This is a genomic window from Chryseobacterium sp. JK1 (assembly GCF_050632815.1).
In the GTDB taxonomy this organism is placed as follows: Bacteria; Bacteroidota; Bacteroidia; order Flavobacteriales; family Weeksellaceae; genus Chryseobacterium.
Genome location: NZ_JBODRU010000004.1, coordinates 190,499 through 202,790, shown reverse-complemented (window position 1 = coordinate 202,790; position 12,292 = coordinate 190,499). Strand labels below are relative to the sequence as shown.

General features: G+C 36.6%; 13 protein-coding genes. 10 read left to right on the top strand and 3 right to left on the bottom strand.

Translation table 11 applies throughout. From position 1 onward, the window contains the following. Positions 1-136 precede the first annotated feature (136 nt). The 6 genes from ACQ76T_RS19780 to pyk all read left to right on the top strand — a co-directional run bounded on the left by ACQ76T_RS19780 (position 137) and on the right by pyk (position 4,950). Positions 137-439 (top strand): hypothetical protein, encoded by a 303-nt coding sequence (locus tag ACQ76T_RS19780; protein ID WP_431344970.1) that lies wholly within the window; start codon positions 137-139, stop codon positions 437-439. A 329-nt stretch (positions 440-768) separates the two neighbouring features. Continuing rightward, the gene (locus ACQ76T_RS19775) at positions 769-1,008 is read left to right on the top strand and encodes an acyl carrier protein (RefSeq protein ID WP_002976354.1); all 240 of its coding nucleotides are present in this window, start codon (positions 769-771) and stop codon (positions 1,006-1,008) included. A 34-nt stretch (positions 1,009-1,042) separates the two neighbouring features. Then, positions 1,043-2,287, top strand: a complete 1,245-nt coding sequence (gene fabF / locus ACQ76T_RS19770; RefSeq protein ID WP_431344969.1) for a beta-ketoacyl-ACP synthase II — start codon at positions 1,043-1,045, stop codon at positions 2,285-2,287. Positions 2,288-2,296: 9 nt separating this feature from the next. After that, positions 2,297-3,061, top strand: a complete 765-nt coding sequence (gene rnc, locus ACQ76T_RS19765; protein ID WP_431344968.1) for a ribonuclease III — start codon at positions 2,297-2,299, stop codon at positions 3,059-3,061. Continuing rightward, entirely contained in the window at positions 3,039-3,512 is a 474-nt protein-coding gene (locus tag ACQ76T_RS19760; RefSeq protein WP_431344967.1) for an IPExxxVDY family protein, read from the top strand. Before rnc ends, ACQ76T_RS19760 begins: the two co-directional genes overlap by 23 nt. Then, positions 3,505-4,950, top strand: coding sequence for a pyruvate kinase (gene pyk / locus ACQ76T_RS19755; protein WP_431344966.1), 1,446 nt, complete (start codon positions 3,505-3,507; stop codon positions 4,948-4,950). Before ACQ76T_RS19760 ends, pyk begins: the two co-directional genes overlap by 8 nt. A 121-nt stretch (positions 4,951-5,071) precedes the next feature. Here the strand turns inward: pyk and ACQ76T_RS19750 are convergent, their stop codons facing one another. The 3 genes from ACQ76T_RS19750 to hutI all read right to left on the bottom strand — a co-directional run bounded on the left by ACQ76T_RS19750 (position 5,072) and on the right by hutI (position 8,781). Beyond that, positions 5,072-6,367 (bottom strand): aldehyde dehydrogenase family protein, encoded by a 1,296-nt coding sequence (locus tag ACQ76T_RS19750; RefSeq protein ID WP_431344965.1) that lies wholly within the window; start codon positions 6,365-6,367, stop codon positions 5,072-5,074. A gap of 137 nt (positions 6,368-6,504) precedes the next feature. After that, the gene (hutG, locus tag ACQ76T_RS19745; protein ID WP_431344964.1) at positions 6,505-7,419 is read right to left on the bottom strand and encodes a formimidoylglutamase; all 915 of its coding nucleotides are present in this window, start codon (positions 7,417-7,419) and stop codon (positions 6,505-6,507) included. Positions 7,420-7,557: 138 nt separating this feature from the next. Then, positions 7,558-8,781: an imidazolonepropionase gene (gene hutI / locus ACQ76T_RS19740; RefSeq protein ID WP_431344963.1), complete on the bottom strand. Its 1,224-nt coding sequence runs from the start codon at positions 8,779-8,781 to the stop codon at positions 7,558-7,560. A gap of 260 nt (positions 8,782-9,041) precedes the next feature. Between hutI and ruvB the strand changes: the two genes are divergently transcribed. From ruvB to coaE, 4 genes are read left to right on the top strand one after another with little or no spacing between them, the layout of a single operon-like run. Then, positions 9,042-10,064 carry a Holliday junction branch migration DNA helicase RuvB gene (gene ruvB / locus ACQ76T_RS19735; protein ID WP_431344962.1) on the top strand — a complete coding sequence of 341 codons (1,023 nt, stop codon included), beginning with the start codon at positions 9,042-9,044 and terminating at the stop codon, positions 10,062-10,064. 51 nt (positions 10,065-10,115) lie between these two features. Next, positions 10,116-10,730: an FMN-binding negative transcriptional regulator gene (locus tag ACQ76T_RS19730; RefSeq protein WP_431344961.1), complete on the top strand. Its 615-nt coding sequence runs from the start codon at positions 10,116-10,118 to the stop codon at positions 10,728-10,730. A 13-nt stretch (positions 10,731-10,743) separates the two neighbouring features. After that, positions 10,744-11,610, top strand: coding sequence for an MBL fold metallo-hydrolase (locus tag ACQ76T_RS19725; RefSeq protein WP_431344960.1), 867 nt, complete (start codon positions 10,744-10,746; stop codon positions 11,608-11,610). A 9-nt stretch (positions 11,611-11,619) separates the two neighbouring features. Beyond that, positions 11,620-12,249 (top strand): dephospho-CoA kinase, encoded by a 630-nt coding sequence (gene coaE, locus ACQ76T_RS19720; protein WP_431344959.1) that lies wholly within the window; start codon positions 11,620-11,622, stop codon positions 12,247-12,249. The last annotated feature ends 43 nt before the right edge of the window (positions 12,250-12,292 follow it).

The following is a 12,292-nucleotide window of genomic DNA, read 5'->3' as shown; positions in this document are numbered from 1 at the left end:
TAATACAATATAAAAATTCTGTTTATGAACTAATGAACTTGAGATAATTTCATATTTCACAATAATTATTTAACAATTTTCACTCACATTGAAGCATAAAAAATAATATATTTGAAGAAACTATTCAACCTAAAAAGTGGAAGTAAGAATTGTAAAAATTATCGAAGGGATCAAGAATAAACATCTGAACGATCCTACTGTTCCACAAGACAAAGATTTAATTGTTGAAATCCTGCTTTCTGATGTACAGCAGGCAATACAAACACTCAACCACCTGGACGAAGACAGTCTGGAATGGATATCTTCCCGTTTCGATTATCTCGTTTACAAATTTCAAAATAAAGATTTCACAGCATGTCTGAAGGGCTTATTGATCAAATTTCCCAAAAGTGTCATCTTAAAAGAAGATATATATGATGCTATTGAGATCGAGGACTGAATAAGTTTGCAATAATTTTCACCATTATTTCACTCACTCTATTTTCAGTTTATTCTATCAAAAACGTTATGTTTTTCTCTGCAAAATAATCCCATTAAGATAAAATCCGGCTCTATCTTAAAATAGACTGACCTTAAAAAAGATCAACTGATCCGAATTTAAAATTCAAGCCAATATAACCTCCTATCTATAAACACCTGAAAACTAAAACACTAAAACTCTACAACCTAAAATGAAAGCCTACTGACCACAAAAAAGACTAAAAAAATGTTTTATCGTAAAGAATTTTATATATTTGCACCATCTAACAATTAAAAAAATAATTTACTATGTCAGACATTGCATCAAGAGTAAAAGCTATCATCGCTGATAAGCTTGACGTTGAAGAAACAGAAGTAACTCCTGAAGCTAGCTTCACTAACGATTTAGGAGCTGATTCACTAGATACAGTTGAGTTAATCATGGAATTTGAAAAAGAATTTAACATTCAGATCCCTGATGACCAAGCTGAAAAAATTACTACTGTAGGACACGCTATCGCTTACATCGAGGAAGTAGTAAATAAATAATATTCTTCAACAAAAAAGAAATTAAACAAAGTTTATGGAATTAAAAAGAGTAGTTGTAACAGGATTTGGAGCAATAACGCCAATCGGAAATAATGCAAAAGAATACTGGGAAAATCTTGTAAAAGGTGAGAGCGGTGCCGCTCCGATTACTCTTTTTGATGCCACAAACTTTAAAACAAAGTTCGCTTGCGAAGTGAAAAATTTCGATCCGTTACAGCATTTCGATAAGAAAGAAGCTAAAAAAATGGACCGAAATACCCAATTGGGACTTGTTGCTGCCAGAGAAGCAGTGGCACATTCCAGAATTATAGAAGACAATGTAGATAAAAACAGAGTTGGTGTAATTTGGGGTTCCGGAATCGGAGGTTTAGAGACTTTTGAAACAGAAGTATTAGGATGGGCAAACACGGAAATTCCGAGATTCAACCCGTTCTTTATTCCAAAAATGATTGCGGATATTACTCCTGGACATATCTCTATAGAATATGGTTTCCACGGACCAAATTATACAACGGTATCTGCTTGTGCTTCTTCAGCAAATGCTATAATTGATTCAAAAATGCTGATCCAACTGGGAAAAGCAGACGTTATTGTATGTGGAGGCTCTGAAGCGGCCGTTACAGCAAGTGGTGTTGGTGGATTTAATGCAATGATGGCACTTTCTACAAGAAATGATGATCCTACAACCGCATCAAGACCTTTTGACAAAGACAGAGATGGATTTGTATTAGGAGAAGGTGCAGGAACTATTATCCTTGAAGAATATGAGCACGCGGTAAAACGTGGTGCTACAATTTATGCAGAATTATTAGGAGGAGGTTTAAGTGCTGATGCACATCACATGACGGCTCCTCACCCTGAAGGTCTTGGCGCTTATCTGGTAATGAAAAGTTGTCTGGAAGATGCAGGTTTAACTGCTGATGAAGTAGATCATATCAACATGCATGGTACATCTACTCCATTAGGAGACATCGCAGAATCCAATGCAATTTCTAAATTATTAGGCGAGCACGCTTATGATATTCAGATTAATTCTACAAAATCAATGACAGGTCACCTTTTGGGTGCTGCCGGTGTTATTGAAGCTATTGCTGCATTAGGAACTATTATTCATGGTACTGTTCCTCCTACCATCAACCATTTTACTGATGATGAAAATATTGACAGCAGATTAAACTTTACGTTTAACACTGCCGTGAAGAAAGATGTAAAAGTAGCCATGAGCAATACTTTTGGATTTGGCGGGCATAATGCTTGCGTTCTATTTAAGAAAATCTAAATTCAATGAATGGAGTTACAGAAATACTTTTCTAAATTCCTTCTCAAAAAAAGAAAAAGACAATTAACGGAGAGAGAGTATTTTCTCAGTACCGAGCTTAGAAAAGTGTTGGGTACAGAGGTACAGAATATCGCTCTTTACCGTGAAGCTTTTTCTTTAAAAAATTCTTCTAAAAATCAAGACAGCAATTACGAAAGACTTGAATTTTTAGGAGATTCTGTTTTGGGTACAATTATTTCTTGTCATTTGTTTCAGACCTATCCTCAGGCTAATGAAGGATATCTAACGCAGATGAAATCTAAGATTGTTAATAGGAAAAACCTTAATAAATTAGGAGAAGACCTCAAACTTACCAACCTTTTGCAAAAGCAGAACAGCTCATCCGCATTAGGTGAGAATATCTCCGGAAATTTATTTGAAGCTTTAATCGGTGCCGTTTATTTAGACTTCCATTATGATACTTGTAAAAAGATCATTCTGGACAAATTGCTGACGCCTTCCGAAATCAACAAACTTGAAAATAAAATTGTAAGCTATAAAGGCCTCCTTCTGGAATGGAGCCAAAAGAAGAAGGTAAATATAAAGTACGAAACCTGCGAGGAAGTACAGGTTAATAAATCAATCGTATTTAGATGCCATGTATGGTTGGGAGAAGAAAAGATTGCCAACGCAACAGAAACTTCCAAGAAAAAAGCTGAAGAAAAAGCTGCACAAAGAGCATTTTATATTTTAAACAAAAAAGAAAATATACTTGGAAATCCAAAAACTTTATGATCTGGATGATATAGAATTTGAAGATATTGCCATAGGATTGGTAAGATTAGCAAAAGATATACCCGCTCATGAGTTTTTTTTTAAAATTAATCAGACCAACAACCTCAACTTTTCAAGAAAGAAAGATCTTGTCTTTCATGGGGGATATTATGATTATTTTTTTCCAAGATTTGAAGCCTACCACAAGTTTTCCAAGACCTATTTTACCTTTATTTCTAATAAATCTTCCGAAAGTAAGCAAAAAAAAGTTCAAACGGAACTCTTTACAGAAGAAGAAAACATTAAATTTTTATTAAATAATCAGGTAGATGTCGAATATATTTTGCATAGTTCGGAACAGTTTCCTGATTTTTCCGTAATTTTGCTCCCTGAAAATCTTGTGTTTCCAATTCAAGATTACACACTGAGTTCTGAAGAGGAACTTTATCAAATTATCCAGTATTATGAATAAGTATTTAAAGAAGACAAAAATTATCGCAACACTAGGGCCTGCTTCATCATCGAAGGAGGTAATGTTAGATCTGATGAAAGCGGGTGTTGATATTTTCAGAATAAATTTTTCGCATGCAGATTACGACTTAGTTCGAAAAAATATTGAAATAATTAGAGAGCTAAACAGCGAGTATGGTTATTCAGTGGGTATTTTGGGCGACCTTCAGGGGCCTAAACTAAGAGTAGGTGTCGTGAAAGAAGGTTCGTACCTGAATCCTGGAGATATTCTTACTTTCACTAATGAAAAGATGGAAGGAGATTCTACCAAAGTGTATATGACGTACCAACAGTTTCCACAGGATGTAAAAGTAGGGGAAAGAATCCTTATTGATGATGGGAAACTTATGCTGGAGGTTATTGAAACCAACGAGATAGATACGGTAAAAGCAAAAACCATTCAAGGAGGTCCGTTAAGTTCTAAAAAAGGAGTTAACCTACCTAATACGAATGTTTCCCTTCCTGCTTTGACAGAAAAGGATGTTCAGGATGCCAATTTCATGCTTGATATGGAGGTTGACTGGATTGCTTTATCTTTCGTACGTCACGCTCAGGATATTATTGATCTGAAAGAATTAATTGCAAAACATCCGAACGGAAAATTCAAAACTCCAATTATTGCGAAAATTGAAAAACCTGAAGGAGTTAAAAATATTGAGGAAATCCTTGTAGAGTGCGACGGACTAATGGTTGCCCGTGGTGACCTTGGTGTAGAAGTTCCAATGGAAGAAGTTCCTGCAATCCAGAAAAATCTGGTAGAAAAAGCAAGATTCTTCTCAAAGCCTGTTATCATTGCTACCCAGATGATGGAAACCATGATCAACAGCTTAACACCAACAAGAGCGGAAGTAAATGACGTTGCCAACTCTGTATTGGACGGTGCGGATGCAGTAATGCTTTCCGGAGAAACTTCTGTAGGAAGATATCCTGTACAGGTTGTGGAAAATATGGCTAAAATTGTGAAGAATATTGAGACGACTCACTTCTATCAACACAAAAACGAGCCGATTGAAAAAGATTACAACTGCATCGATGAAAGATTCATCACCAACAGAGTATGTCTTGCCGCAGTAAGAATTGCTAAAACAACCAATGTTTCAGCAATTGTAACTCTTACTCATTCCGGTTATACCGCTTTCCAGCTTGCAGCTCACAGACCGAACTCTCAAATCATTGTTTACAGTGGAAACAAAAGAGTAATCACGATGCTGAACCTACTTTGGGGAGTTCATGCTTACTATTATGATATGAAAAAATCTACTGATGAGACTATTATCCAGGTTAATATGCTAACGCATAACTATGGTTATATTGAAACAGGAGATTTCGTAATCAACATCAACGCTACTCCATCTTATGAAGGAGGTAAGACGAATACGTTGAGATTAACAACGGTTTAACAGACAAGTTGTTTTTGTCAAAAGCATACAAAAATCCCGGAAATTTCTATTTCCGGGATTTTTTATTTTATAAAAGAATTATACTTCTAATACTTTGGCACTTTTAGATTTGTATTTTGTCCTAATAGTGACCTACAATTGTTCTTGCCGTTACAAACTCTTTTAAAGCCAGCAAAGAAAGCTCGGTTCCATATCCTGAAGCCTTGCTTCCACCAAATGGGAAACGTGGATCAGAACTGGTCATTCTGTTGATATTAACGGTTCCTGACTCAAGATTTTCAATAAAGAACAATTGTCGCTCTATAGTCTTCGTCCAAACAGAGTTCGAAAGTCCGAAAGGAATATCGTTTGCCATTTGTAAAGCTTCTTCTTCGTTCTTAGCAATCATGATCATTCCAAGAGGTCCGAAAAGTTCTTCTTTTAAAATTGGATTACCTTCTTTCACTCTAATTAAACCAGGTTTGAATTGGTTCTCAGAAATTCTTTCCAAAGGAATAATGATTTCTGCTCCGTTTTCCAATGCTCTGTTGAACTGTGCTTCCAGTTCATCCGCAAGGTCTGGTCTTGCCATTCCTGACAACTTGGTTTCCTTATTTAAAGGATCTCCAATTTCATATTTTTTATATTCTTCAATGAATTTTGGTAAAAACTCATCTTCAATTTTCTCGTCAATGATAAATCTTTTGGCTGCCGTACACGTCTGACCACAGTTTTGAAGTCTTGACTTCACTCCGGCTTTTGCTGCTGAATCCAGATCTGCGTCATCAAAAATGATAAAAGCATCGCTTCCTCCTAATTCAAGTAAAGATTTTTTGATATTCAATCCTGCTATTGAAGCCACTTCCCCACCAGCTTTTCCGCTTCCTGTAAGGCTGACTCCTTTCACAACATCATGTTCAAGAATTTCTTTTACGGCCTGATGTCCTACTTCAAGATTCTGGAAAATACCTTCAGGAAAACCTGCTTCTAAAAGTACATCTTCAATGGCATTTCCACTACCGAAACAAATTGAAGCGTGTTTTAAAACAACTGTATTTCCCGCCAAAATTGCAGGAACCGCAAATCTTAGCACCTGCCAGAAGGGGAAATTCCAAGGCATAACTCCCAGAATAACTCCTTTAGGAACGTAATGAACTTCAGAATAGGAAAATTCAGATTCAATTTTCTCTGGTTTCAGTATATTTTCAGCGTCTGCATAATAATTCATCATTAATGCACACTTTTCTACCTCAGCAATAGATTCTGAAACGGGCTTATTCATTTCCTTGGTAATGATATTCCCAAACTTTTCAGAGTTATTTTTTAAAATTTCTGCTGCTTTTGCAATTAACTTCTGCCTTTCCTCAAACGGCACTTTTCTCCACACTGAAAACGCTTTATCTGCTTTTATAAGCTTGCTTTCAATTAATTGTTCCATAATATAATTTCTGTTTTAAATTCAGCTAATGAATTTATGAGTGCTTTTATTTTAAAAGCACGATGAAATCAGCAAATTCCATTCCTTAAGGGTCAATAAAAAAATGATTTTCTCTATCGGAAGAATATAACTTTATCTTAAATCATTAGCCATTCATTCACCAGACAAGCTGCCAGCCTTGCCGTCCTATCCTGTATATCGAAAGACGGATTTACCTCAGCTACGTCCAGTGCAACCAGTTTTTTATTTTTTAAGATGTGTCTGTAAAAATGCATAAAGGTTGCGTCTGCAAAGATACCATTATATGCCGAAGCAGAAACCCCCGGAGCGATAGATGCATTAAAAACATCCATACAAATGGTAAGATAGGCAAAATCTACCGTATCCAACAGGTCATCGATTCGCTGATAGATGGAGGAAAGGTTTTCAAAGAACAGTTCATCGGCAAGGATATATTTCATTCCGTATTGATGAGCCGTATCAAAAAGTTTCAATGTATTGGAATTTCTCTGGATTCCTATATGCAGAGAATTGATAGGACCTTCCTGAGCAATCTGCCAGAACCCTGTTCCTGAACTTGGTCCTATTCCTTTCTCCGGCTGTCTGTTATCAAAATGAGCATCGATGTTGATAATTCCTATTTTCTGCTCCGGAAAGGCTGTTTTAATGCCTAAATAGTGAGCATACGTTACTTCATGGCCTCCACCAAGAACAAGAGATTTCCCACCTTTTAAAAGGACTTTTGAAACATTTTTGGCAAGGTTATTCTGAGTATTTTCAAGATTACCGTCTTCACAAGTAACATTCCCAAAGTCTTTCATTGAAAAGTCAGGGAAGATTACCGGAAAATTGGACATATTTTTCCTGATCACATCCGGAGCATCTTTAGCTCCCAAACGGCCTTTATTCCTTCTTACTCCTTCGTCCACAGCAAAGCCATGCAAAACGAAATCGTCTGTAGAAATATTGTCGTAATTACGTTCTTCTTTTACTCTTTGAAATATTCTATGATGAAGAAGCTCTTCTCCATCCAATCTGCCTTGCCAAATCATAATCTAAATTATTCTCTAAACCTGCCTCTGATGGTAGGTATAAATGTTCTAAAAAATAAAACTATAAATACTAATAAAGCTCCACTTAACTTGAATTGTAGGCTTCTGTTTTCAGCTTTCATACATGGTTGTGTAGTATTACTCTTTATTCCCATCAATATAAACATGCTCTGCATTCAAGCTTCCCTGATTATAAAGTACGTTCTGGAAATTATTCGTTTTAAAGGTAACAAAATCTGCTTTTTTTCCTGTTTCCAGCTGTCCTCTATCTTCAAGATTAAGGGCATAAGCTGCACGGAAAGTCATTCCTGCCAGAACTTCAGCTGTAGTCAACTTTTGGAAAGTTGCCAAAATAGAAGCTTGTGTAATTAAATTCCCCATAGGAGCAGAACCTGGATTCCAATCACTGGCAATGGCTACGATAGCTCCTGCATCTAATAACTTTCTTGCCGGAGTAAATTTGTCTCCCAGTCCTAAACTTGCACCCGGAAGAGCTGTTGCCACGGTATCGGACTGCGCTAAAAACTCAATATCTTCATCTATAGTTGCTTCTAAATGGTCCGCAGATTTCGCTCCTACTTCTACGGCTATTCTTGAGCTTCCCGGAGTAAACTGATCGGCATGAACGGTAATTTCAAAACCTAATTCTTTAGTTTTAAGCAAAAATGCTTTACTCTCTTCTGGCTGGAACGCAGATTTTTCAATGAAGATATCTACACGTTTTGCTAAATCTTCTTCTTTTACTCTCGGTAAAATTTCAGTAAGAATATAGTCCAGATATTCAGAATTACTTCCTTCAAAATCTCTTGGTTTCAAATGAGCGGAAAGACAGGTAGGTACAAGTGTGGCTTTTGTAGAATCCTGTGCTTTTTTTATGATACGCAGCATTTTCAGTTCGTTTTCCACATCTAAGCCGTAACCGCTTTTTACTTCAATGGTTGTAATTCCCAAATCAACAAGGAAATTAATTCTTTCTAAAAGGGTTTTCAAGAGCTCTTCTTCTGAAGCACTTCTTGTATGTTGTACAGAGCTCCAGATTCCTCCTCCACTTTCAGCAATCTCCAGATATGTTTTTCCTGCATTACGCATGGCAAAATCGTTGGCACGGTTTCCTCCGAAACAGATGTGAGTGTGAGAGTCTACAAAAGCAGGAAGAACAATCTGCTCACCTTCTATATTCTCGATTTCTATTGTGGGGTTTTCTGATTTTAATGTTTCAAAATTTCCGATTTTCTGAATGGTGTTCTGATCTACAACAATTCCTCCATCAACAATAATTTCCAATTGTTCATCGGCTATTTTACCTCTTAGTGGTAAATCAGCAAGCGTTACCACCTGCTTAAATGGTCCTATTAATTTCATTAGTTTAAAGTTAATGCTAAAGTTTAGAAGACAGACAATAATTGTATCAATCAGTACTTATCTGCTAAACAATCAAGATTTCATTAATTTTTATTCATAATTTTTCCTCTCAAAAATACTTAAAATATCCCAATTATTAAATCTTAGACCGCTTCAATTTTCTCATGAACATAAACCATCATCCTAATCTTCACCTTTTCTTAATCATCCCTTCAACCTTAGTCTAAATTTGTTATCTTTGAGGTAAATGAAATGAATTAATGCCAGATTTTTTACATCCAGATAAAGAAAACTACTCACGAGAGGAGCTAATGCAGGAAGAGCAAATTCGTCCCCAGAGCTTTAAAGATTTTGCGGGACAAAGAAAAACGCTGGAAAATCTTGAGGTTTTTGTGACAGCTGCCAAAAGGCGTGGTGGCGCGCTTGATCATGTTCTATTACATGGCCCTCCGGGTCTTGGGAAAACCACTTTAGCCAATATTATTGCCAACGAACTTGGGGTAAACTGTAAAATCACTTCCGGTCCTGTGCTGGACAAACCCGGAAGTTTAGCCGGTCTTTTAACCAATCTGGAAGAGAATGATGTTCTTTTCATTGATGAGATCCACCGTCTTTCTCCGGTAGTAGAAGAATATCTGTATTCTGCTATGGAGGACTACAAGATCGATATTATGCTGGAAACAGGTCCTAATGCACGAAGTGTACAAATTGGGCTCAATCCATTTACCTTAGTAGGGGCTACTACAAGAAGTGGTATGCTTACCAAGCCCATGCTTGCCCGATTTGGTATTCAAAGCAGGCTGGAATATTACTCTATTGAGCTTTTATCAATGATCATTCAAAGGAGTGCAAGGGTATTAGGAGTGGTTATTTATGAAGATGCCGCTATTGAAATTGCAAGAAGAAGCCGAGGAACTCCTAGAATAGCCAATGCTTTACTGAGAAGAGTAAGAGATTTTGCAGAAATAAAAGGAAATGGCGAAATTGAAATCAAAATTACCAAGTATGCCCTGGATTCTCTGAATGTAGATGAATTTGGTCTGGATGAAATGGATAACAAAATTATGCGTGTGATGATTGAAAATTTCAAAGGAAAACCTGTAGGAATTTCTGCACTCGCTACTTCTATTGGAGAGAACCCTGAAACCCTGGAAGAGGTATATGAGCCTTTTTTGATTCAGGAAGGTTTTATTATCAGAACTCCGAGAGGAAGAGAGGCTACCGATAAAGCTTATCAGCATTTAAATATTTCAAGGCCTAGAAATCCTGGGGAACTTTTTTAAGGTTAAAAGCCAAAGTTTGAATTCAGTGTTTAATGAAAATGTTATTAAGGTATGTTTATTCCTAAATTATACAGAAGCGAAGATGTAGAAGTGATGAGAGGAATCATCAGAGAAAATTCCTTTGCCTTATTGATTTCCTCTGTTGATAAAATCCGGGCCACCCACTCTATGATGCTGCTGAACGAAAGTGATCCGGAAAATATTTATATTGAGACTCACATTTCGAGAGCTAACCCGCAGGCAAAAACGTTAAAAAACGGAGATGAAGTTCTTTGTGATTTTTTAGGGGCTCATACTTATATTTCAAGCAGCTGGTATGATCACATCAATGTTTCGACATGGAACTATGAAGCGGTACAGATCCATGGAAAAGTTGAAATAATGAATCATTACGAACTGTATGCTCATTTAGATAAATTAACTGCAAAATATGAAGCCTTTCAACAATGCCCGATGATGGTGAAGGAAATGGGAAAAGAATTTGTGGAAAAAGAAATGAAAGGCGCTTTTGGGATTAAAGTCATTCCTACGGAAATATTCATTAAGCAAAAACTATCTCAGAACAGAAAAGAGGCCGATTTTAATAATATCATCACTCAACTTGAACAGTCTGATGATAATAATGCCCAGAAAATTGCCGACAAAATGAAATTAATAAAGAAATAATCAAAATATATATATGAAGCTATATCCAATACAATGTGGAAAATTTAAACTGGACGGCGGTGCTATGTTCGGAGTCGTCCCAAAGAGTCTGTGGGAAAAAACAAACCCTGCAGACGAAAAAAACCTGATCGAGCTGGGAACCCGTTCTCTGCTTATTGAAGACGGAAAAAAACTGATTCTGGTAGACTGCGGTCTTGGTAATAAGCAGGATGATAAATTTTTCGGTCACTATTCTCTTTGGGGAGATGATAATTTAGACAAAAATTTAAAGAAATATGGTTTTGTAAAGGAAGATATTACAGATGTATTCCTTACGCATCTTCACTTTGACCACTGTGGTGGTGCTATTGAATGGAATGATGACAGAACCGGATACCGACCTGCTTTTAAAAATGCTCATTTCTGGACCAATGAAAATCATTGGCAGTGGGCAACTGAACCTAATCCGAGAGAGAAAGCAAGTTTCCTTAAAGAAAATATTATGCCTATGCAGGAAAGCGGACAATTGAATTTTCTGCCCCTTCCTACTACCGGAAACTACGGTTTTGCGCCAGATTTGAAAATGGATGTCATCTTTGTAGACGGGCATACCGAAAAACAGATGCTTCCTGTCATCCAGTACCAGGAAAAAACGGTAGTTTTTGCTGCAGACCTTATTCCTACGGCAGGACATATTAACCCGGTGTATGTGATGGGATATGATACAAGACCTCTTTTAACTATGGAAGAGAAAGGAAAGTTCCTAAAACAATGTGTGGATAATGAATATTTATTATTCTTTGAACATGATGCTCACCATGAGCTGGCAAGTCTTAAAATGACGGAAAAAGGAGTAAGGCTGGATGAGACTTTCAGCTTCAATGATGTTTTTGGATATTAATTATTACGTATGGAAGAATTACATTCAGAAACGCCACAGGCAGATCCGGAACCAGCACCCAAGATCATAGGGTTAACAGGTGGAATTGGTTCAGGAAAAACTACAGTAGCCCATTATATTGAAGAATTCGGTTTTCCGGTTTATTATTCTGATGACAGGGCAAAAGCTATTGTAAACGAGAGTGAGGAGCTTAGGAAAAAGATCAAAGAACTTCTTGGTGAGGAATCTTATGATAAGGATGGGCTTTATGACAGAAAGTTTGTTGGAGGAAAAGTCTTTAATGATAAGGAACTGCTTCACCAATTAAATGAAATTATCCATCCTGCAGTACGGATCGATTTTGAAAACTGGGTAAAGAAACAAACCAAATATCTGGTTTTCAAAGAAACGGCATTATTGTTTGAGCTAAAGCTGAACAGGCAATGTTACAAGTCTCTTTTGGTAACCGCTGAGGACAATATCAGAATCAAAAGGGTGATGGACCGGGATCATAAAACCTACCGGGAAGTAGAATCTGTAATGGAAAAGCAAATGTCTGAGAAAGATAAAATCAAGATGGCTGACTGCATTATCTACAACAATACTAATTTAGAAGAATTAAAGGAACAGACGGAACAAGTCATCTTTAATATTGAATAAAAAAACTCGTCAGAAAAATATTTCTGACGAGTTTTTTTATGTA